We start from the raw sequence: 21,965 nt of genomic DNA, 5'->3' as shown, positions 1-21,965 counted from the left end.
GGCGAAGCCGGGGCAGGGCGCAACCGGGGCCTGCAGCCGAGGGACGATCGGCGCCGGACGATCCGGGCCTTCCCGGAAAAGACTGCTGGCCTAGGGTGGCCGGACCGGTGGGACTGTCCCAGAATGAGGCCGGCCGGATGGCCTGCGCAGGGAGGCATCATGGTGAACACGGCGGATGCGGAGGATCCGGAGCGCCTGGTGCTGTTCGGCAGCTTCACCAGCAGCTCGAGCTACAAGCCGATGCTCTTCCTTTCCCTGTCCGGTCTGCCCTTCAGCTTCCGCACCGTGAACCTGAAGACCGGCCTGCAGAAATCGCCGGCCTATCTGGCCCTCAATCCCCATGGGCAGGTCCCGACGCTGCGGCATCGCGGGCTGACCGTGATCCAGTCCAACGTCATCCTCGACTACCTGGCACAGGCGACTGGCCGGCTCGGCGGCCGGTCGGAGCAGGCTCGCTGGGCCGCCAAGGCATGGCTGTCCTGGGAGGCGGATGCCGTCACCAACATCGCCAAGGTCCGGCACTACCACCGCTTCCGCAGCGTGGACCCGGCCGTGATGGCGTATTTCGTGCCGCTGGCCGAGGCGGCTCTGGATGTCGTCGACCGGACGCTCGCCGACGGGCGGAACTGGCTCGTGGGCGAGGAGGCGCCGTCCATCGCCGATATCGGCTGCTGGGGCCGGATGGTGTTCATGGCCGAAGGCGGGATCGAGATCGCGCGCTGGCCGCATCTGCAAGCCTGGGCGCAGCGCCTGGCCGCCCTGCCGGGCTTCGCCCTGCCCTATGACCTGATCCCGAAGCGGGACGCCGAATTCGCGGGACGCAACGGAGAGAGCCGGGAATGACCCATCCGCTTCGAGTCGGCATCTGGGCGCTGGTCCATGGCAACCGCGCCGCGCTGCGGGACCCGGAGGAGCCCTATGACGCCTCTTGGCGACGCAACCGCGACCTAGTGCTGGAGGCGGAGGTGCTGGGCTATGACTGCGTCCTCGTCGCCCAGCATACGATGAACCCGCACCGCACCGATCTCGGCCAGCTGGAGGCCTGGACCGCCTCGGCCGCGCTCGCGGCGGAGACGCGCCGGATCGAGATCATCGCCGCCATCAAGCCCATGCTCTACCACCCCGTGGTGCTGGCCAAGATGGCTTTGCAGATCGAGGAGATCAGCGGCGGCCGCTTCGCCATCAACCTGGTGAATGCCTGGAACCGCAAGGAGATCGAGGATGCGGGCCTCACCTTCCGCGAGCATGACGAGCGCTACGCCTATGGCGCCGAGTGGCTGTCCCTGGTGGAGCGGCTGATGCGGGGGGAGGAAGTGCATCACGAAGGGCGCTTCTTTCAGGTCAGGGATTATCTCCTCCGCCCAACCTCTCCGGCCCGGCCGCGCCCGCGCATCTACATCGGCGGCGAATCCCCGCCGGCGCGGGACCTGGCCGCAGCTCAGGCCGACATCTGGTTCATCAACGGGCAGCCGCTGGAGAACGTGCAGGCACTGATCGCCGATGTGCGGGCTCGGCCGCGCCAAGGCGAGCCGGTGCGCTTCGGCCTCTCCACCTTCGTCATCGCGCGGGAGACGGGGGAGGAGGCCCAAGCGGAATACCGTCGGCTGCTCGAGCTGGCGGCGGAAGACACGGACATCAAGGCCTATGTGAAGGCCAATACCGACCCGGCCGTCGCCATGCGGAAGACCCAGGCGAAATACGAGAGCGTCGGCACCAATGGCGGGACCTCGGCCGGCACGGTCGGAAGCTACCAACAGGTCGCCGAGCGGCTGATGCAGTTCCATGCCGCGGGCATCGACACCCTGCTGACCCAGTTCCAGCCCTTCGAGCGGGAAATGCGCCGCTTCGCCGAGCATGTGATGCCACGGCTCGCGCATCTCCGCATGCGGTGACGAACAGGCCGGGCGATCCGAGGTCGATCAGCCCTACATCCCCAGCCGGTCCCGGAGGCGGCCTTCCCAAACCTTCGCCGCCACCCCGAGGCGCCAGAAGCCGTGGAAGGGTATCGTGCGGATCGGCGTCACCGGCATGGCGATCTCGGCGGCCGGCGTGCCGGTTGCCAGCCGCGCGACCTCGCCGCCCATCGCCGTCGAGAGCGCGACGCCGCGACCGTTATAGCCGAGACAACAAAGCAGCCCCGGCGCCGGCTGGTGGATATGCGGGTAGTGGTCCGGCGTCATCGCCAGCTGGCCATTCCAGCCATGCGCCCACTCGGCGCCCTTGAGCGCGGGCCAGAGGCGCTCCGCATAGCGGATGAGATAGGCGACGGGCGAGGGGTCGGTGATCGGGCGCTGCGGCCCGCGGCCGCCGATCAGCAGGCGGTTGTGCTGGTCCACCCGCAGATAGACGGTGATGTGGCCGCTTTCGTAGAGCGAGGCCCGCATCGGCATGATGTCGCGCACCACCGCCTCCGGCAACGGCACCGTCGCGGCAATGGAGCTGAAGACGGGGACGATGCTGCGGCGGAGGCCGGGCCAGAGATCGCCGGTGTACCCGTTGGTGCCGAGGATCACCGTATCGGCCGTGACCGTCCCGCCCGGCGTGGCGACGCGCCATCGCCCCTCGGCGCGGGACAGCGCGGTAACGGGCGTGCCGCCATGCACAGTGGCGCCAGCCTGCATGGCGGCGCGCGCCAGGCCGCGGGCGTAGTCCAGCGGCTGCAGGTCGCCGCCGCTCGCGTCGCGCATCACCGCGAGGTAGCGGTCGGCGCCCGTCGCCGCGCGCGCCGCGTCGCGCTCCAGCAGCGTCACCGGCAGGCCGCGGCGAATCCCTTGCTCGGCCGAGCGGCGTACGGCCTCGGCATGCGCGGGCTGGTAGGCGGCACGCAGCGTGCCGCCCTGGCGCGCATCACAGGCGATCTGCCAGCGGCGGATCAGGGCGAAGGTTGTCTCCGGCGCGCCCCAGGCGAAGCGCACCATGCGCCCGCCGAGCTCCGGCCCGAACGCCGCCTCCACCTCGTCCGGGTCGGGCTTGAGCCCGGGATTGACCTGCCCGCCATTGCGCCCAGAGGCGCCCCAGCCTGGCTCATTCGCCTCCAGCACCACCACATCGACGCCGCGCTCGGCGAGATGCAGCGCGGTCGAAAGGCCGGTGAAGCCGGCGCCCACCACCACGACATCCGCCTGCCGGTCGCCGGCGAGGGGTGGGGTCGGCGGCGCCGGGCGCGCGGTCGCGGCGTAGAGGCTGGGCGGCAGAGGCGTCATCGGCGAAGCCTAGCCCTTCTGCAGGTTGTAGAAGAGCGGCATGCCGGTGAGCATCCCTGTCAGGTTGCGGCGATAGGCGGTGAGGTCCCGCCACTGGCCCGTCGGAATATAGGGCACGTCGATGAAGGCCTGCTCCTGCAGCCGCCGCGCGATCGCCTGCCGAGCTGGCTGGTCCGGCGCCTCGACCCATTGCGCGCGGAGGGTCTCCAGCGCCTCGCTCGTTGGCCAACCCGGCCAGGCGGAGAGGCCGTTGCCGCGCAGCGCGAGATGCGATGTCGGGTCCCACAAGTCGAGGCCGGGGAGCAGAGTCGTCGTGCAACTCCAGCCGCCCTGGTCGACCGGCCCGCGATTGGCGCGCCTTTGCAGCCAGACGCCGAAATCGACCGGGATCACCTCCACATTGAGGCCGGCGCGGCTGAACTGGTCGGCGGCGACATCCACCTGTCGCGCCATGGTCCCGAAATTCACCGCCGAAAGGAAGCCGATCTTCTCGCCCTTGTAGCCGGCGGCCTGGAGCGCGCTGCGCACCCTGGCCGGGTCCCGCGGGCTGGTCAGCGCCTCCATCCCGGCATCGGAGGCCATGGGCGAATTCGGGCAGAACACGCCGACCTTGCCGTTCCAGAGCGCGGGGTCGTTGCCGGCGACCGCCGTCATGATCTCGGCCTGGTTGACCGCGCCGAGCAGTGCGCGGCGGATGGCCGGGCTGTCGAAGGGCGGCTGCAGGTGGTTCAGCCGGAGGATGCCCATATTGCCGGCCGGGTTGTAGCTGCCGACCACCACGTTGCGCTCGCGCCGCACCACCGGCAGCAGATCGAGCAGCAGGTCCTCGTACCAATCGATCTCGCCGCTGACGACGGCCGCGGCGGCGGTCGAATGATCGGGGATGATCTGCCATTCCACGCGCTCGATGAAGGCGCGTTTGGGGCCGGAGGTGAATTGCGGCACGCCGTCCGGACGGGGCACATAGCCGTCGAATTTCTGCCAAACGGATCGGGCGCCGTTCAGCCGCTCATTGGCGACATATCGGTAGGGCCCGCTGCCCACCACCTCCATCACCTGCTTGGTCGGGTCGGCGGCGAAGAGGCGCTCGGGCATCATCACCGGGATGTAGCTCGTGCTCTTGGCCAGCGCGTGCAACAGCAGCGGGAAGCGGTGCTTCAGCCGGAAGAGGATGGTGCGGTCGTCGGGCGCCGAGAGCTCATCGGTCGCCGCCATGAGCATCTGGCCCATGACATCGACGCGGCCCCAGCGGCGGAGGCTCGCCACACAATCGCTCGCGCGCACCGGCTCGTTGTCGTGGAAGCGGAGGCCCTCGCGGAGGGTGATGCGCCAGAGCCTGCCATCCTCCTCGGTGACATGGCCGGCGGCCATCTGGGGCTGCGGGTTCAGCGCATCGTCCAGGCCATAGAGCATGTCGTAGCTGAGCAGCGCCAGGTAGCGGGTGGAGAAGGCGGTGCTGAAGAGCGGGTCGAGGATGGTCGCATCCGCATTCGGCTTGAAGCGGATGACGCGGGAGCCCTGGGCCTGGGCCAATGAGGGGGCCGCGAAGGTGGCGGCTCCGGCCGCTTGCAGGAAATGCCGTCGCTTCATGGTCCCGCCTCGCCTGTCAGGGGTGGAGCTAGCTGGCCCAGGAGTCCGCCAGTGACCGGGTGATGATGCCATCCTCGAGGTCGCGCGCGATCAGCGCCGCCGGCCGCTCCGCCGGCGACCCGTAGCCGCCGCCGCCGCCGAGGCTGATGGTGACGACGTCGCCGCGCCGCAGAGGGAAGGAGACCTTGCTGTCGAGGCTGATGACCTCGCCGCCGCGCCGCACCTCGCATCGGCCCGAGGCGCCCTTGCCGCCGCCGAAGAGCCCGGAAGCGGCGCCGGTGAAGCGGTCGCTGTAGTAGGAGACCAGCGCCTCCTCGGCGAGGATCTCGTAGCTGCGGCTGAAGCCGGCGCCGCCGCGCCGGGCGCCGAGGCCGCTGCTGTCGGGCCGCAGTGCGTATTCCGTGACGCGGAAGAAGGAGAAGTCCTGGTCCATCGCCTCGACCGGCGTGTTGGAGCAATTTGAGAGTGGGTTGTCGACGGCATCGCAGCCGTCATTGCCGATGCCGGCGCCATAGCCGCCGCCATAGACTTCGAGATAGACGGACCAGCCCTGCGGCCCGAGCCAGGAAAGGCAGAAGGCCGTCGTCGTGTCATAGCCCTGGGCGATGGCCTGCTCCGGCGCAGCCTGCGAGACCGCCATCATCACCGCATTCCAGGCGCGCGAGGCGGAGACCATGCGCGCGCGCACCGGTGCCGGATGGTTCGGGTTGAGCAGCGAGCCCTTCGGTGCCGTCACGGTGATCGGCCGCAGCGCGCCATCATTGAAGGGGATGTCGGGGCTGGTCAGCGCCGCCTTGAGGCAGGAAACCGAGGCGGAGATCAGCGAGGCGAAGGGGCAGTTGAGGTTGGTGCCGACCTGCGGATCGGTCCCGGCGAAATCGACGGAGATAGCTTCGCCTGCGACGGTGACGGAGACGCGCACGGTGATGGGCCCGCGGCCAAGCCCGTCGTCGTCCATCTGCGCCTCGCCGCGATAGGTGCCGTCCGGCACCTGGGCGATGGCGGCGCGCATGCGGCGCTCGGAGTAATCCTGCAGCGCGGCCATGGTGGCCTTCACCTTGGCCTTGCCGTAGCGCGCCGCGAGCTCCTGCACGCGCAGCACGCCGATATTGTTGGCGGCGATTTGCGCATCGAAATCGCCCATGGTCTGCTGCGGCACGCGGACATTGGCGCGCAGCAGCCGTTGGAAGCCGCCGCCGTTCCAGTCGCGTGCCATGTTGAGCTTCATCGGCGGGATGATGAGGCCTTCGGCATAGACGTCGCGCGCGGCGGCGTTGAGTCCGGGCGCGCCGCCGCCGAGGTCGAGATGGTGCGCGACGGAGGCGGCGAAGCCGATCACCTCGCCCTCGACGAAGATCGGGTGGAAGAAGAAGACGTCCTGCAAGTGCTGGCCGCCGGAATAGGGATCGTTGATGACGAGGAAGTCACCCTCCTCCAGCGTCTCCTTCGGGAACATCGCCTTGCAGGGCTGGAAGATCGGCCCGATGCTGCCGAGCTGCATCGGGATCAGCTCGGCCTGGGCGACGGTGAAGCCCTCGGCGTCGAGCAGCGCGGCCGAGCCGTCGCGGGCCTCACGTAGGATGGTGGAGTAGGCGGAGCGGATGAGCTTCACGCCCATCTCGCGCGCGGCGGCGATCACCGACTGGCTAAGGATCGCGTATTCGACGGGATCGAGCTGCATGGCTCAGCCTTCCTTCCGCAGCAGCATGTTTCCGGCGGCATCGCGCGCGCCGCTCCAACCGGGCGGGACCCAGGTGGTGGAGGAGTAGCCCTCGATCAGCGCCGGTCCCTGTACCACCTCCCCGATGCCGAGCGTCGCGGCATCGGCAAGGCGCGCCTGCACCGTGGCGCCGCCGGTCACGACCTCGGCCGTTGCCGGGCGTGCCAGTTCGGCGGCGCGCTCCCGCACCTCGGGCAGGGCGTCGAGGCGGCGGCGCAGGCCGAAGCGGAGGCCCACCAGCTCCACCTTCCGTCCCGGCTCGCCGCCATGGAGATAGACCCGGCGGTGCTCCTCGGCGAAGCGCTCCGCCAGGTCGGCGGCGGAGAGCCCACCAAGCATTCCGGGGTCGACCGTGACCGGGATCTCGAAGGCCTGGCCGATGAAGCGCATGTCGAGCTCGAGGCTCGGCTCCAGTGGGCCGGTGAGGCCGAGCTCGGCGAATTCCGCCTCCGTCGCGGCCCGCAGGCGGGCGCAGTCGGCGGCGATGACGGCGGGCGTCCCCTCATCGAGCGCCAGGCGCCGCGTCGCGCCGCGCACCTTCACGTAGTCGGCGGAAAGCAGGCCGAGCGCGGAGATGACGCCGGGGTTGGGCGGGACCAGGATCTCGCGGATGCCGAGCTCCTCCGCAATCTCGGCGGCCAGCAGTGGACCCGCACCGCCGAAGGGCAGCAGCGCGTAGTCGCGCGGATCGCGGCCGCGCTCGGTGGAGACGAGCTGCATGGCGCGCACGATATTGGCGACGGCGAGGCGGATCGCCGCCGCCGCCGCTCCCCGGATATCGGTGCCGAGGCGCCGGGCCACATCCTCGAAGGCACGGTGGGCGGCATCGGCGTCGAGCGACATGCCGCCGCCTAGGAAGGCATCTGGCCGGATGGTCCCGCGCACCACATGCGCGTCGGTGACGGTCGGCTGGGTGCCGCCACGGCCATAGCAGGCCGGCCCCGGCTCGGCCCCCGCGCTGCGCGGCCCGACGCGGAGCATGCCGCCGTCATCGATCCAGATCAGGCTGCCGCCGCCCGCGCCCACGGTGACGATGTCGAGCACCGGGGTGCGGATAGGCAGCCCGTCCACCTCCGTCTCGGCGGCGAGCGCGGCCTCGCCATCCTGGACCAGCGAGACATCGGTCGAGGTGCCGCCCATGTCGAAGGTGACAAGGTTGCCGCGCCCGGAGCGCGCCGCCTGCCGGATCGCGCCAACGACGCCGGCCGCGGGACCGGAGAGCAGGGCGGAGATGGCATTGCGCCGCATGGCCGCCGCCGGCATGCGCCCGCCATTGGACTGCATGACGCTGAAATGGCCGCGGAAGCCGGCCTCGGCCAGCGTCGCCTCGAAGCGGGCGAGATAGCCGTCGATCACCGGCTGCACATAGGCGGAAAGGGCGGTGGTGGAGGCACGCTCGAACTCGCGGAATTCCGGCGCGACCTCATGGCTGGCGGCGATGGTGAGGCCGGGCAGCGCGGCCGCGATCATCTCCTTCAGCCGCATCTCATGCGCGGGCGAGGCATAGGCGGAGAGCAGGCAGATGGCGACGGCGCGGTAGCCGCCGGCGGCGAGGGCGGGCAGCAGCTCGCGCGCCACCTCCACCTCGTCGAGCGGCTGGATGACCGTGCCATCGGCGCCGATGCGCTCGGCCACTTCGAAGCAGTCGCGCCGGCGCACGGGCGGCGCGGGCTTCGCGTAGTGCAGGTCGTAGATGCGGCGGCGGTCGTGCCGCTGCATGAAGAGGATGTCGCGGAAGCCGCGGGTGGCGATGAAGGCGATGTCGGCGCCGCGGCGTTCCAGGATGGCGTTGGTGGCGACGGTGGAGCCGTGCACCAAGTCCGTCACCGTCTCGGCCGGGATGCCGGCGGCGCCGAGCGCGTTGAAGGCACCGATATCAGGGCTTCGGGGCGTGGAGGGGACCTTGATGACGCGCACCTCGCCACGATCGACCGCGACCAGATCCGTAAAGGTGCCCCCGACCTCGATCCCGACACGCATGCTTTGCTTCCAGACCTGCTGGAGGGTAGCTTAACGCATCACGGCGGCTCTGCAATCAGATTGAAAATGCCTGGGCGATTTTTTCAATGACCGAGGAAAGCCTCAGGACCACGGCCATGGCCGGCACCTCCGCTGTGGATCCGGGCCCACCCGGGCCGGAGCGCGAGCCCGTGCTCGGGGGGCGGTTGCGCGGCATGCGCCAGCGCCGGGAATGGACGCTGCAGGAGCTTTCCGCCCGCAGCGGCCTCTCGGTCGGCATGCTGAGCCAGATCGAGCGTGGGGTCTCGTCCCCCTCGATCCGTTCACTGCAGAAGATCGCTGAGATCTTCGCGGTGCCGATCGGATGGTTCTTCAGCGACCCCGGCGCCCTGCCGCAGGGCCCGTCCTGGGTCCTGAGGCGTGCGCAGCGCCGCGTGCTGGACCTTTCGGCCAAGGGCATCACCAAGGAGCTGCTGAGCCCCGAGGGCGATGGGAAGATCGAGCTGATGCTGATCACCATCGAGGCCGGCGGCTCCTCCGGCGAGGCGCCTTACCAGCATGCCGGCGAGGATGCCGGCACGGTTCTGGAAGGGGTGCTGGACCTCGAGGTGGATGGCGCCGCGAGCCGGTTGCAGGCGGGCGATTCCTTCCGGTTCGTCAGCACCCTGCCGCATCGCTTCGGAAATCTCGGGCCGCTGCGCTGCGTCGTCCTCTGGGCGGTGACGCCGCCGCTCTACTGACCTGCCATGCCGGACAAGGCGGCGGCCTCGACAGGGGCGGCGAAGGGCGGAAGACTGCGCGGCGCAACCATCGGGGGATGTGGTGCTCCTACCGGACCCGCCGCAGGCCAGGCTGCTCGATATCCTGCGCGTCTTCACATCCATGGGCCTGGCGAGTTTCGGCGGTGGCCTCGCCGGCTGGATGCACCGCGAGGTCGTCGAGCGCCGGCGCTGGATGAGCGAGGAGGGCTTCCTCGCCGGGGTCGCGCTCGGCCAGGTGCTGCCGGGGCCGAACAGCGTGAACCTCGCCCTCTATATCGGTCAGCAGCTGCGCGGTGTCCCGGGGGCGGCGATGGCCTTCCTCGGCATCCTTGGGCCACCTTTCCTCGTGATTCTCGGCCTGGCGCTGCTCTATGGCTGGGGGATGGGCATGGCGGGCTTCGCCGTGGTCCTGGGGGGCGTGGCGGCGGCGGGACTGGCAAATTCCCTGACCACCGGGCTGCGGACGGCGCGGCGGATGCGAGGCGCCTGGCCTTGGGCGGTGGTGGGATCGACCTTCGTCGCCATCGGGCTGTTGCGCTGGCCGATGATCCCCGTGGTGGCGGTGCTGATCCCGGCCAGCATCGGCCTCGCATGGGCCGAGGGCAGGGTGCGTGGCTGAGCGGCTGCTGGCGCTGCTGCTGGTCTTCGCGCCGCTCTCGCTGATCTCACTCGGCGGCGGCCCCTCGATCTTCGCCGAGATGCAGCGCCAAGCGGTCGATGTGCACGGCTGGATGTCGGCCGGGCAGTTCACCGACCTCTTTGCCATCTCCCGGGCGGCACCAGGGCCGGGCTCGTTGATCTGCGCCCTGGTCGGGTGGCAGGCGGCGGGCTTCCTCGGGGCGCTGGCGGGGGCGCTCGGCCTCTATGTGCCCTCGTCCTGCCTGTTGCTGGCGATCGGGCATTGGTGGCGGCGGCGGGGCGACAGCCCGGCGCGGCGGGTCATCGAGCGCGGGCTGGCGCCGGTGGCGGTCGGGCTCATCTTTGCCGGCGTCTACGCGCTGCTGCGGGCGGATGGCGCGGGCTGGATGGAGGTCGCAACCCTTGCCCTCTGCACCATCGCGCTGTTGCGGGGCGCCAGCCCTTATGCCGTGATGGCAGTGGTGGCGCTGCTCTATGCCGGGCTCCAGCAGGTGGGCGCCATCGGCAGTTAGCCTGCTACCTGTCCCGTTGACAGGGAGAGGGGCCGCGCAACAGGATGCGCGGCCAGTCACGACCAAGAACGAGGAACGCCCCATGGCCGATGCGCCCCGATTCGTCGAGCACGCCCGGGACGGGGATGTGCATGTCCTGCGCATCGCCAATGCCCCCGTGAACACGCTGCGGACCGAAGTGCGCGCCGGCCTGCTGGAGGGGCTGAAGGCCGCCTCCGGGGCCAAGGCCGTGGTCATCATCGGCTCGGGCCGCAATTTCAGCGCGGGTGCCGAAATGACCGAGTTCGGCAAGCCGCGCGTGCCGCCATCGCTCACCGATGTCTTCGACGCGATCGAGGCCTCGCCGGTGCCGGTGGTCGCGGCCATCCACGGCAATGCGCTGGGGGGCGGGCTGGAGCTGGCGCTGGCCTGCCATGCCCGCGTCGCCGCGCCCGGGGCGCAGGTCGGGCTGCCCGAGGTGAAGCGTGGTTTCGTCCCTGGCGCCGGCGGCACGCAGCGGCTGCCGCGGCTGATCGGGCTCGAGGCGCTGAAGATCATCGTCGGCGGCGAGCCGGTCACGGCCGAGCAGGCGGTGAAGCTCGGCTTCGTCGATGCCGTGTTGGAGGGGCCGCTGGAGCAAGCGGCGGTGGACTGGGCCCGGGCCAATGCCGGGCGTCAATTCACCCTGGCGCGGAACCGCAACGACAAGATCGCCGGCTATGACGCCGCGGCCTTCGATGCGGCGGTGAAGCCGCTGACCGCGCGGACCCGCGGGCAGGAGAGCCCGCTTGGCTGCGTCGAGGCTGTGCGGGCCGCTTTCACCATGCCCTTCGAGGAGGGGCTGAAGGTGGAGCGCGACCAGTTCCAGCGCCTCGTCGCCGGGGAGCAGAGCCAGGCGCTGCGGCACATCTTCTTCGGCGAGCGTGAGGCGCAGCGCGTGCCGGACCTGCCGGCGGATGCCAAGCCGCTGCCGGTGGAGAAGCTCGTCGTCATCGGCGGCGGGACGATGGGCGGCGGCATCGCCATGTCGGCGGCGAATTTCGGCCTGCCCGTGACGATCGTGGAGACCTCCGCCGAGGCGCTGGAGAAGGGTCTGAAGCGCTGCGAGGCGAATTGGGAGCGCACCGTGAAGAGCGGGCGGCTCTCGCAGGCGGAGTACGAGAAGCGTCGCGCGCTGCTCAGCGGCACGACCGAGTTCGAGAAGGCGGTCGGCGAGGCGGATCTCGTCATCGAGGCCGTGTTTGAGAACATGGAGGTGAAGAAGGAGGTCTTCGCGCGGCTCGACAAGGCGGCGCGGCCGGGCGTGGTGCTCGCCTCCAACACCTCGACCCTTGATATCGACGGGATTGCCTCGGCGACGAAGCGGCCGGAGCTGGTCATCGGGATGCATTTCTTCAGCCCGGCCAATGTCATGCGGCTGCTGGAGAATGTGCGCGGCTCGGCGACCAATGCGACGGCCATCGCCACGGCGACCGAGGTTGGCAAGCGAATCGGCAAGCTGCCGGTGCTGGTCGGCAATTGCGACGGCTTCGTCGGCAACCGCATGACGGGCAAGCGCGGCCCGCAGGTGGAGAAGCTGCTGCTGGAGGGCTGCCTGCCGCAGGATATCGACCGCGTCATGGAAGGTTACGGCATGGCGATGGGCCCGCTGGCAACGGGCGACCTCGCCGGCCTCGATATCGGCGCGGCGGTGCGCAAGGCGCGCGGCACGGTGGCGCCGATCGCGGATGCGGTGGTGACCGCCGGGCGCCTCGGCCAGAAGACCTCCAAGGGCTATTACGACTACGACGAGAACCGCAAGCGCATCCCCTCGAAGGAGGTCGAGCAGATCATCCTCGACACCGCCGAGAAGATGCAGGTACGGCGGCGGAAGATCGAGGATCAGGAGATCCTCGAGCGGCTGCTGCTGCCGATGGTCAATGAGGGCGCCCGCATCCTGGAGGAAGGCGTTGCCTCGCGGCCCATCGATATCGATGTGATCTTCGCCAATGGTTTCGGCTGGCCGGCCTTCCGCGGCGGCCCCATGTTCTGGGCCGACCGGATGGGGCTCAAGGCGGTGCGCGAAAAGCTGGCGCATTACGCCGAGGCGACGGGCGACCGCAACCTGCAACCCTGCGCCCTGATCGAGAAACTCGCGGCCGAGGGCGGCAGCTTCGCCACCCTCAAGCGCGCCGCCTGAACCGAGAACGACAAGGAGAGACCCGATGGACCTCCGCTTCACCGATGAGGAAATCGCCTTCCGCCAGGAAGTCCGCGATTTCATCGCCAAGGAACTGCCGGCCGAGACGCGCGAACGCATGGTCGCCGGCCGGTCGCCTACCAAGCAGCAGGTGGTGGACTGGCAGCGCAAGCTGAACGCCCGCGGCTGGGCGGCGCCGGAATGGCCGAAGGAGGCAGGCGGTCCGGGCTGGACGCTGGCGCAGCGCTACATCTTCCGCGAGGAGCTGCAGCAGGCGCCGGCGCCCTCACCGCTCGGCTTCAACATCAACATGTGCGGGCCGGTCATCATCGAATTCGGCACCGAGGAGCAGAAGCGGAAGTACCTGCCCCGCATGCTGAACCTCGACGACTGGTGGTGCCAGGGCTTCTCCGAGCCGGGCGCCGGTTCCGACCTCGCCGGGCTCAAGACCCGCGCGGTGCGCGAGGGCGACCACTACGTCGTCAACGGGCAGAAGACCTGGACGACGCTCGCGCAGCATGCCGACTGGATCTTCCTCCTCGTCCGGACCGACCCGGCCGCGAAGAAGCAGGAGGGCATCTCCTTCCTGCTCTGCGACATGAAGACGCCGGGGATCACCGTCCGCCCGATCATCACCATCGAGGGCGGGCACGAGGTGAACGAGGTCTTCTTCGACGACGTGAAGATCCCGGCGGAGAACCTGGTCGGTGAGGAGAACCGCGGCTGGGACTGCGCGAAATTCCTGCTCGGCAACGAGCGTTTCGGCCAGGCGCGGGTCGGCGCCTCGCGCGAGCGCATCCGCCGGCTGAAGGTGATCGCGCAGGAGAGCATGGATGGCGGCAGGCCGCTGATGGAGGACCCTGACTTCCGCCGCAAGGTCACGGAGATCGAGGTCGAGTTGAAGGCGCTGGAGATGACCGTCATGCGCGTCATCGCCACCGAGTCCAAGCGGAAGGATAAGAAGCCCGATCCGGCGACCTCGGTGCTCAAGATCAAGGGCACCGAGATCCAGCAAATGTGCTCCGAGCTGCTGATGAAGGCGGCCGGTCCCTATGCCTGGGCGGATGGCGACCCGGACGAGGAGGACGGCAGCAACGAGGTGGATGTCGCGCCCGACTGGGCGTTCGGCCTAGCCGGCGTCTACTTCAACTGGCGCAAGCAGAGCATCTACGGCGGATCGAACGAGATCCAGCGCAACATCATGGCCAAAGCCTTCCTGGGGCTCTGAGGGAACATGGACTTCGACCTGACGGAAGAGCAGCGCCTGCTGCAGGACAGCGTGGCCCGGCTGCTCGGCAACAAATACGGCTTCGAGCAGCGCAAGGGCTACATGAAGTCGGCCGATGGCTGGAGCCGCGAGGTCTGGTCGCAGTATGCCGAACTCGGCCTGCTTGGCCTGCCTTTCGGCGAAGATGAGGGCGGCTTCGGCGGCGGGCCCGTCGAGACCCTAATCGTCGCCGAGCAGATCGGGCGGTACATCACGCTCGAGCCATGGATGAGCACCGTCGTCATCGGCGGCGGCTTCCTCCGCCATGGTGCCTCGCAGGAGCTGCGCAATGAGCTGGTGCCGCAGGTTGCCTCGGGCGAGATGCTGCTGGCCTTCGCCCAGGTGGAGCGGCAGTCGCGCTACGACCTATTCGACGTGGCGACCACGGCGAAGAAGGACGGCGACGGCTGGGTCATCAACGGCCGCAAGGGCTATGTGGTGCATGGCGACAGCGCCGACCGGCTGATCGTCACCGCCCGCACCGCCGGCGACCGGCGCGAGCGGAAGGGCATCGGCGTCTTCCTCGTGGATGCCAAGGGGCCGGGGGTGGAGCGGCGTGGCTACCGCACGGTCGATGGCCAGCGGGCCGCCGAGGTCGAGCTCTCCGGCGCGCGGGCCGTCGCCGTGCTCGGCAACCCGGAGGATGGGCTGCCGCTGGTCGACCAGGTGGTGGATGAATGCATCGCGGCGCTGGCCGGCGAGGCGGTCGGGGCCATGCAGGCGGTGCACGACATGACCATCGACTACATGAAGACGCGCCAGCAGTTCGGCCGACCGATCGGCAGCTTCCAGGCCTTGCAGCATCGCGCCGCGGACATGCTGGTGGCGCTGGAGCAGTCGCGCTCCATGTCCTACTTCGCCGCCATGTCCGCCGCCGAGCGCAACCCGGTGGAGCGGCGCAAGGCAATGGCGGCGGTGAAGGTGCAAATCGGCCGCTCGGCGCGCTTCGTCGGCCAGCAGAGCGTCCAGCTGCATGGCGGCATCGCCATGACCATCGAATACGCCGCCGGCCACTACTTCAAGCGGCTGACGGTGAACGACGCGATGTTCGGCGATGCCGACCACTACGTCCGCGACCTTTCGGAGACAGGTGGGCTGGTGGCGGCGGCCTGACGGAACGGCGCCACCCCGGCCGGAGCGCCGTGCCGCGCTCCGGCTCCGGGCCCTCCATCACTAAAGTGGGGCAACGGATCGAAAATCGTTTGCACGATAACGGATAGTGCGGTTCCATATCGTCTTCGCAGTTGCAGCGGGACCGGGGGCAGCATGGTGGGACGGGTGATCGGGCGCCGCCGGATACTGGCGGGCGCCGGCATGGCGGCTTTGGCGGCGCCGGGCAGCATCCGGGCGCAGGGCGAGGCCATCCGCATCGGCGAGATCAACAGTTATACCGCCCAGCCCGCCTTCCTCCAACCTTACCGCAATGCCTGGCTGCTGGCGCAGGAGCAGGTGAATGCCGCTGGCGGCATTAATGGGCGCCGCATCGAGACCGTCTTCCGCGACGATGCCGGGCGGCCGGAGGATGCCGTCCGCCTGGCTGGCGAGCTGGTGAATGCGGAGAAGGTCGCGCTGCTGGCGGGCGGCTTCCTTTCCAATGTCGGCTTGGCCCTCGGCGACTTTGCCAACCAGAACAAGAAGCTCTTCGTCGCCAGCGAGCCGCTGACCGATGCGCTCGTCTGGAGCAAGGGCAACCGCTACACCTTCCGTCTCCGCGCCAGCACCTACATGCAATCGGCCATGCTGGTGGAGGAGGCGGCGAAGCTGCCCGTCAAACGCTGGGCCACCGTCGCACCGAACTACGAGTATGGTCAGTCCGCCGTACGCTGGTTCAAGGAGCTGCTGAGCCGCGCCAGGCCGGATGTCCAGTTCGTCGCCGAGCAATTCCCGGCGCTCGGCCGCATCGATGCCGGCGCCACGGTGCAGGCCCTGGCCGCGGCCAATCCGGAGGCAATCTTCAACGTCACCTTCGGCGCCGACCTCACCAATTTCGTCCGCCAGGGCTCGACCCGCGGGCTGTTCGAGCGGCGCCGCGTCGTCTCCTTGCTGACCGGCGAGCCGGAATATCTCGACCCGCTCGGCGACGAGGCGCCGGAAGGCTGGATCGTCACCGGCTATCCCTGGGAGCAGATCGACACGCCGGCCCATACGCCTTTTCGCGAGGCCTATCGCCGCCGCTGGAACGACTATCCGCGCCTCGGCAGCGTCGTCGGCTATGACACGGTGATGGCGATCGCGGCGCTGCTGAGGAAGTCGCCCACGCTTGAGACCGAAGCGCTGGTCGATGCCATGACCGGTCTGCAATTCCAGTCCGTGCTCGGGCCTGTGCAGTTCCGCACCATCGACCATCAGTCCACCATGGGCGCCTTCGTCGGCCGCACCGTGCTGAAGAACGGCAAGGGCGCGATGGCCGACTGGCGCTATGCCGACGGCAAGGACTACCTGCCCTCGGACGATGTCGTCCGGACGCTGCGGCCCCAGGCCTGACGCAGGCGGTCTTGGAGAACCTGGTCCTCCAGGCCCTCAGCGGCCTGGCGAGCGCTTCCTCGCTCTTCCTCGTGGCCTCGGGCCTCACCGTCATCTTCGGCGTCAGCCGGGTGGTGAATTTCGCCCATGGCTCCTTCTACATGCTGGGAGCCTACCTGGCTTACACCTTCGTTACCCAATTGCCACGCGGCCATCTGGGCTTCTGGGGCGGGGTGCTTGGTGCGGCGCTGCTGGTCGGGCTGATCGGCCTGGTGGTGGAGGTGCTGCTGCTTCGCCGCATCTACCGCGCGCCGGAGCTGTTCCAGCTGCTTGCCACCTTCGGCGTGGTGCTGATCGTGCAGGAGTTGACGCAGATGGTCTGGGGCGCGCAGGACCTTCTCGGCCCCCGCGCCCCGGGGCTGCGCGGCAGCACCGAGGTCTTCGGCCTGCGCTTCCCGCTCTACGAGCTTTTCCTGATCGGCGTCGGGCCGGTGGTGCTCGGCCTGCTGCTGCTGCTCTTCCATCGCACGCGCTGGGGCACGCTGGTGCGCGCGGCGACGCAGGACCGGGAGATGGTCGGCGCGCTGGGCGTGAACCAGCGGATGCTCTTCACCTCGGTCTTCTTCCTCGGCAGCCTGCTCGCCGGGCTCGGTGGGGCGCTGCAGCTGCCGCGCGAAAGCGTCAACCTGCACATGGATCTCTCCATCATCACCGAAGCCTTCGTGGTGGTGGTGGTGGGCGGACTTGGCAGCCTGACGGGCGCGGCGCTGGCGGCGCTGCTGATCGGCGAGCTGCATGCCTTCGGCATCCTCATCGTGCCGAAGATCACGCTGGTGCTTGTCTTCCTCGTCATGGCGCTGGTTCTGGTGGTGCGGCCGCATGGGCTGCTTGGCAAGCCGGAGGTGGCGGCGCGGGGCGGGCAGGGGAGCGCCGAGCCAATGATCGGCCCTGCACCCGCAGCCTTGCGCTGGCTGGCGCTGGCCGTGCTGGCCCTGGCGGTCGTCGTGCCGCCCTTTCTCGGCGACTATGCGATCTCGGTGCTGACGGAGCTCGCCACCGCCGTTCTCTTCGCCGCGAGCCTGCATCTCATCATGGGGCCCGGCGGCATGGCGAGCTTCGGCCATGCAGCCTATTTCGGCCTCGGCGCCTATGGGGCGGCGCTGGCGGCGCAGTGGCTTGGCGCGCCGATGCTGGCCGGGCTGGCGCTGGCGCCGGTGGCGGCGGGCGTGTTCGGCTTGGTCTTCGGCTATTTCTGCGTGCGCCTTTCCGGCGTCTATGCGGCGATGCTGACCCTTGCCTTCGCCCAGATCGCCTGGTCGGTTGCCTTCCAGTGGGTTGAAGTAACCGGTGGCGACAACGGAATCCTCGGCGTCTGGCCGGATGCCTGGGCCGCGCCGAAGCTCGTCTTCTACTATCTTGCCCTCGCTCTCTGCATTGGCGCCACCTTGCTGCTGCGGCGTGTTGTCCATGCGCCCTTCGGCTATGCGCTGCGGGCGCAGCGGGACAGCGCCTTGCGCGCCGAAGCGATCGGCATCGACGCCTTCCGCACCCGCTGGCTTGGCTTCGCCCTGGCGGCGGCGGCGGCGGGGATTGCGGGCGGACTCTTCGCCTATGGCAAGGGAAGCGTCTTCCCGACCTTCATGGGCATTCCCCGCAGCGTGGATGCGCTGCTGATGGTGCTGCTTGGCGGGGTGCAAACGCTCTCGGGGCCGATCATCGGCGCGCTCGCCTTTACCGGGCTGCAGGAGCAGCTGGTGCGGCTGACAGATCTGTGGCGGCTGATCCTCGGCGTTGTCATCGTGGCGCTGGTGCTGTTCTTCCCGCAGGGGCTGGCCGGGGCTGTCCGGGCGCGCTGGGAGGCCCGCCATGGCGACGCTTGAGGTCCAGGGGCTGGAGAAGAACTTCGGCGGCGTGCGCGCCGTGCAGGACGTCTCCTTCGCTGTCGGGCCCGGCGAGATGCTGGCGCTGATCGGGCCGAACGGCGCAGGCAAGTCCACCTGCTTCAACATGCTGAACGGACAGCTGAAGCCGGATGCCGGCTCGGTGCGGCTGCTGGGGCAGGACATCACCGGGCTGGCGCCGCGGCAGGTCTGGCGGCTGGGTGTTGGCCGGACCTTCCAGATCACCGCGACCTTCGGCTCCATGACGGTGCTGGAGAACGTGCAGATGGCGCTGCTCTCGCATCACCGGCGGCTGGGCGGGCTGTGGCGGCCCGTCGCTGGGATGGAGGCAGCACCGGCGCGGGCGCTTCTGGAACGCCTCGGCATGGCGGACCAGGCGGGGCGGCCCTGCGGCATCCTCGCCTATGGCGACCTGAAGCGGGTGGAACTCGCCATCGCGCTGGCCAACGAGCCGAAGCTGCTGCTGATGGACGAGCCAACGGCGGGGATGGCGCCGCAGGAGCGCGTCTCGTTGATGGCACTGACGGCGCAGATCGCGCGGGAGAGCGGCATCGCCGTGCTTTTCACCGAGCATGACATGGACGTGGTCTTCGGCCATGCCAACCGCATCCTGGTGCTGGATCGCGGGCGGCTGATTGCCGAGGGAGCGCCGGCCGCGGTCCGAGCCGACCCCAGGGTGCGGGAGGTCTATCTCGGCTCCGGCGCGGTGACGGGGGCACATTGATGCTGCAGGTCACCGGGCTTTCCGCCTATTACGGCCGCGCCCACATCCTCGACGACGTGGCGCTCGAGGTCGGCGCGGGCGAGGTGGTGGTGCTGCTCGGCCGCAACGGCGCGGGCAAGAGCACGACGATGAAGGCGATCATGGGCCTCGTCCCGCCTGCCGCCGGCAGCGTGCGCTTCGCCGGCACCGAGATCGCCGGGCGGGAACCCTTTGAGATCGCCCGCCTCGGCCTCGGCTATGTGCCGGAGGAGCGCCGCATCTTCACCGGCCTCTCGGTGATGGAAAATCTCGATGTGGGACGGCGGCCGGCGACGGCGGGGCTGCGGCCCTGGACACCCGAGCGGCTCTTCGCCCTCTTCCCGAGCCTCGGCGCCATGCAGGACCGGCCGGGCGGGCGGATGAGCGGCGGCGAGCAGCAGATGCTCACCATCGCCCGCACGTTGATGGGCAATCCGCGGTTGATCCTGCTCGACGAGCCAAGCGAGGGCCTCGCTCCCGTAGTCATCGAGCGCATGGCGGAGGCGATCCGGGCGCTGAAGGCGGAAGGGCTGTCCATCCTGCTTTCCGAGCAGAACCTGCATTTCGCGCAACTCGTCAGCGACCGGGCGACCATCATCGAGAAGGGTCGGATCCGCTGGAGTGGCAGCATTGCTGCGCTGCTGGAAGCGGATGAGGTCAGGGAACAGTATCTGTCCGTATGAGCCCCCCTGCGCCGACGACGCGCACGGCCTCGCCCAGTACCAGCGCGGCACCCTCGATCAGCCCGGCGGAGAGCAACGCCTCCGCCCGTGCCTCGCCGGCGTCGAGCGCCGCCTCGGCCACCTCCGCGGGCAACGGGCCGACAGAGATCGTCACCAGCCGCCCGCCGAGGTCGCTGTCGGGGTCGAGCGAGGCGGCCGGGGCGCGGCGGATGGCCGGATGGTCGGCATCCACCGCATTGGCGATGACGGTCGCCGCGGCATCGGCCGCCGCCGCCCCGCGCGCCAGCACCGTGACCGCATCGGCGATGCCGAGCGAGAAGCTTCGCCCTGGCCAGCCGCTGGTGGCGATGCCGCGTACCCGGTCCTCGGCGCGGATGCGGATCAGCGCCTCCGGCACGGCGCGGGCGAGGTGTGGGACGACGCCGACCCGCAGGCTGGCGCCCGGGGCGAGGAAAAGCGCGATGTCGCCCCCGTTGTTGACATGCGCGGCGGTGAGGCCGGGCGTGGCGGCCAGCGCCGCCAGAACCTCCTCCGCCACCGCCCCCGCGACGGCCGCCATGGGCGTGATGAAGCCGGTGCGGAAAGGCCAGACAGCCTCCGCCATCCGCCGGGCAACGGGCCCGCCGACACCGGGGCGATCGGCGCCCACAGGGGAGCGCAGCAGCGGCAGTTCCGCAACCAGCCCGGCGAGCAGCCCCCCGAAGGCGGCGGTGGCCCGGGCTGCGGCCTCGGCGATGGCAGCGCGCGTGCCCTCGAAGCCGATCACCAGGTCGATCGGGCCTTCCTGAAGGTGCAGCCGGCCATCGGGGCGAGGGGTGGCTAGGGCGCCGGCCATGGATTCCTGTCGATCCAGGCTTCCTGCCGGGCGGTGCTGCCGTACTCGGCGAGGAGTTGCTCCAGCGGCACCGCATGGTCCACATGCCCACCGAGCCGGGCATAGAGATCGGCGCGCAGGGTGAACTCCATCGGTGCGACGAGGGCCGGCGTCGGCACATAGCCGAAGGCCCCGTCCGGCACCCGCAGCACATCGGCCATCACCGTGATGCCGCCACCCGGCCAGAGCGTGCAGGGCGCCCCGCCGATGGTGACGCGGACGAGGGAGCGCTGCACCTCCCGCGTCAGCAGCACGGGATTCTCGGTGACGCCTGCCCGGAGCGAGCCGCCGGCGCCGGCCATGAACAGGATGGAGGTCATCGCCGGCTCGCAATTTTCGCCGATGCGCTCCACGGTCTTCAGCACGGCGGGCGGCGTCGGCACCGGGACCGGGCGCAGCGCCTCGTCGAGCTCGACATAGAGGTGGTCCTCGCCCGTCGTGCTGGTCAGCAGCAGGCGGAGGCCGGGCCATGCGGTCTTCGGGTCGATGCTCTCGATGACGGCGAGTGGGTCCTTGATGTCGGTCCCGCCCCAGCCGTCGCCCGGATGCGCCACCTGGAAGTAGCGCCCCGGCGTCGAGCGCCTGCCGCGGACGCGGATGCCCGTGGGCGGCACGTCGAGGCATTTCCCGGCTTGGTGCTCGGAGAGCACGCCGGTGATGTGGTCGTCGACCACGATCACCTCGTCCACATGCCCGTGCCATTGCTGGGCGAAGATGCCGATGGCGGCGCTGCCGCAGCCGACCCGCATGCGCCGCTCCGGCACGCCGTCGACGATGGGTGCCTGCCCGGCCTGCAGCACCAGCGTCACCCCACCGTCTATCGAGACCTCAACCGCCTGCTTGTTGCAAAGCGCCAGCATGGCCGCGCAGGTGACATTGCCCTCGCGCTTGGAGCCGCCGGTCAGGTGCCGCACGCCGCCGAGGCTCAGCATCTGGCTGCCGTATTCGGCGGTGGTGACATGGCCGATCTGCTCGGCATCGACGCGGACGGCCGCCGTCTCCGGACCGAGATGCCGGTCGGTGTCGATCTTCACCTTGAGACCGCAATAGCTGAAAATGCCCTCGGTTACGACGGTGACGGTATCGACCCCGGCATGGCGTGAGCCGACGATGAAGGGGGCCGGCTTGTAGTCCGGATAGGTCGTCCCGGCGCCGATGGCGGAGACGAAGACGTCTTCCCGCGGCGCGAGCCCGCCGGCCCAGTCCTCCGAGCCTTCGAGAAAGGGTACCGTCTCGCCCCCGGCGTCCACCGTGCGCTGCATCAGCACCAGCGGGTCGGTGCGGACCAGGGCGCCGTCCTGGTTGGCGTAGCGGCTGCAGGCGCCGCTGCGGCCGGGGCGGATGCGGCAGAGCACGGGGCAGGCGTCGCAGCGGACGATGCCCTCATTGCCTTCGCGGGCGCCGAAGAGGGCGGTGCGGTCGGTGCTCATCGGGCCGGGCCAGTCGTTGTGTCGCTAACGAGTTTGCCAGTCCCGCCATCCTGCCACAACGGA

At 69.8% G+C, this 21,965-nt stretch carries 18 protein-coding genes; 12 read left to right on the top strand and 6 right to left on the bottom strand.

Translation table 11 applies throughout. The annotated features are described in order from the left end of the window. Positions 1 to 159: 159 nt before the first annotated feature. Together LH62_RS21925 and LH62_RS21920 are read left to right on the top strand one after the other, a co-directional pair. Positions 160 to 843 (top strand): glutathione S-transferase family protein, encoded by a 684-nt coding sequence (locus LH62_RS21925; RefSeq protein ID WP_052214807.1) that lies wholly within the window; start codon positions 160 to 162, stop codon positions 841 to 843. After that, a complete protein-coding gene (locus tag LH62_RS21920) occupies positions 840 to 1,892 on the top strand; it encodes an LLM class flavin-dependent oxidoreductase (protein ID WP_043364269.1) in 1,053 nt (350 codons plus the stop codon). Before LH62_RS21925 ends, LH62_RS21920 begins: the two co-directional genes overlap by 4 nt. 33 nt (positions 1,893 to 1,925) lie before the next feature. Here the strand turns inward: LH62_RS21920 and LH62_RS21915 are convergent, their stop codons facing one another. The 4 genes from LH62_RS21915 to LH62_RS21900 are packed head-to-tail and all read right to left on the bottom strand — an operon-like array spanning position 1,926 to position 8,493. Continuing rightward, positions 1,926 to 3,203 carry an FAD-binding oxidoreductase gene (locus tag LH62_RS21915; protein ID WP_043364265.1) on the bottom strand — a complete coding sequence of 426 codons (1,278 nt, stop codon included), beginning with the start codon at positions 3,201 to 3,203 and terminating at the stop codon, positions 1,926 to 1,928. Between the two features lie 9 nt (positions 3,204 to 3,212). Further along, a complete protein-coding gene (locus tag LH62_RS21910; RefSeq protein WP_043364263.1) occupies positions 3,213 to 4,793 on the bottom strand; it encodes an ABC transporter substrate-binding protein in 1,581 nt (526 codons plus the stop codon). A 28-nt stretch (positions 4,794 to 4,821) separates the two neighbouring features. Then, complete coding sequence (locus LH62_RS21905; protein WP_043364261.1) at positions 4,822 to 6,474, bottom strand: hydantoinase B/oxoprolinase family protein; 1,653 nt, start codon at positions 6,472 to 6,474, stop codon at positions 4,822 to 4,824. A gap of 3 nt (positions 6,475 to 6,477) precedes the next feature. Further along, complete coding sequence (locus LH62_RS21900; RefSeq protein ID WP_043364260.1) at positions 6,478 to 8,493, bottom strand: hydantoinase/oxoprolinase family protein; 2,016 nt, start codon at positions 8,491 to 8,493, stop codon at positions 6,478 to 6,480. 86 nt (positions 8,494 to 8,579) lie between these two features. Between LH62_RS21900 and LH62_RS21895 the strand changes: the two genes are divergently transcribed. The 10 genes from LH62_RS21895 to LH62_RS21850 all read left to right on the top strand — a co-directional run bounded on the left by LH62_RS21895 (position 8,580) and on the right by LH62_RS21850 (position 19,598). Further along, positions 8,580 to 9,212, top strand: a complete 633-nt coding sequence (locus LH62_RS21895; protein ID WP_052214806.1) for a helix-turn-helix domain-containing protein — start codon at positions 8,580 to 8,582, stop codon at positions 9,210 to 9,212. An 82-nt stretch (positions 9,213 to 9,294) separates the two neighbouring features. Next, positions 9,295 to 9,852, top strand: coding sequence for a chromate transporter (locus LH62_RS21890; protein WP_201445568.1), 558 nt, complete (start codon positions 9,295 to 9,297; stop codon positions 9,850 to 9,852). Then, positions 9,845 to 10,384 carry a chromate transporter gene (locus LH62_RS21885; RefSeq protein ID WP_043364254.1) on the top strand — a complete coding sequence of 180 codons (540 nt, stop codon included), beginning with the start codon at positions 9,845 to 9,847 and terminating at the stop codon, positions 10,382 to 10,384. The genes LH62_RS21890 and LH62_RS21885 overlap by 8 nt, the downstream gene beginning before the upstream one ends. Before the next feature lie 82 nt (positions 10,385 to 10,466). Continuing rightward, positions 10,467 to 12,542: a 3-hydroxyacyl-CoA dehydrogenase NAD-binding domain-containing protein gene (locus LH62_RS21880; protein WP_043364252.1), complete on the top strand. Its 2,076-nt coding sequence runs from the start codon at positions 10,467 to 10,469 to the stop codon at positions 12,540 to 12,542. Between the two features lie 25 nt (positions 12,543 to 12,567). Next, complete coding sequence (locus tag LH62_RS21875; RefSeq protein ID WP_043364250.1) at positions 12,568 to 13,770, top strand: acyl-CoA dehydrogenase family protein; 1,203 nt, start codon at positions 12,568 to 12,570, stop codon at positions 13,768 to 13,770. Positions 13,771 to 13,776: 6 nt separating this feature from the next. Continuing rightward, a complete protein-coding gene (locus LH62_RS21870; RefSeq protein ID WP_043364248.1) occupies positions 13,777 to 14,922 on the top strand; it encodes an acyl-CoA dehydrogenase family protein in 1,146 nt (381 codons plus the stop codon). A gap of 153 nt (positions 14,923 to 15,075) precedes the next feature. Further along, on the top strand, positions 15,076 to 16,293 hold the full coding sequence (locus tag LH62_RS21865) for an ABC transporter substrate-binding protein (protein ID WP_043364246.1): 1,218 nt from the start codon (positions 15,076 to 15,078) through the stop codon (positions 16,291 to 16,293). Between the two features lie 11 nt (positions 16,294 to 16,304). Beyond that, complete coding sequence (locus LH62_RS21860; RefSeq protein WP_043364243.1) at positions 16,305 to 18,152, top strand: ABC transporter permease; 1,848 nt, start codon at positions 16,305 to 16,307, stop codon at positions 18,150 to 18,152. Continuing rightward, positions 18,139 to 18,897, top strand: a complete 759-nt coding sequence (locus tag LH62_RS21855) for an ABC transporter ATP-binding protein (protein ID WP_043364240.1) — start codon at positions 18,139 to 18,141, stop codon at positions 18,895 to 18,897. Before LH62_RS21860 ends, LH62_RS21855 begins: the two co-directional genes overlap by 14 nt. After that, on the top strand, positions 18,897 to 19,598 hold the full coding sequence (locus tag LH62_RS21850) for an ABC transporter ATP-binding protein (RefSeq protein ID WP_043366368.1): 702 nt from the start codon (positions 18,897 to 18,899) through the stop codon (positions 19,596 to 19,598). Before LH62_RS21855 ends, LH62_RS21850 begins: the two co-directional genes overlap by 1 nt. Here the strand turns inward: LH62_RS21850 and LH62_RS21845 are convergent. Further along, on the bottom strand, positions 19,573 to 20,433 hold the full coding sequence (locus LH62_RS21845) for a hypothetical protein (protein WP_043364238.1): 861 nt from the start codon (positions 20,431 to 20,433) through the stop codon (positions 19,573 to 19,575). The genes LH62_RS21850 and LH62_RS21845 overlap by 26 nt on opposite strands. Next, entirely contained in the window at positions 20,418 to 21,902 is a 1,485-nt protein-coding gene (locus LH62_RS21840) for a 6-hydroxynicotinate reductase (protein WP_043364236.1), read from the bottom strand. Before LH62_RS21840 ends, LH62_RS21845 begins: the two co-directional genes overlap by 16 nt. Positions 21,903 to 21,965 lie beyond the last annotated feature (63 nt).

The sequence above is a fragment of the Belnapia sp. F-4-1 genome, assembly GCF_000802185.1.
In the GTDB taxonomy this organism is placed as follows: Bacteria; Pseudomonadota; Alphaproteobacteria; order Acetobacterales; family Acetobacteraceae; genus Belnapia.
This window is presented reverse-complemented; position numbering and strand designations above follow the sequence as displayed.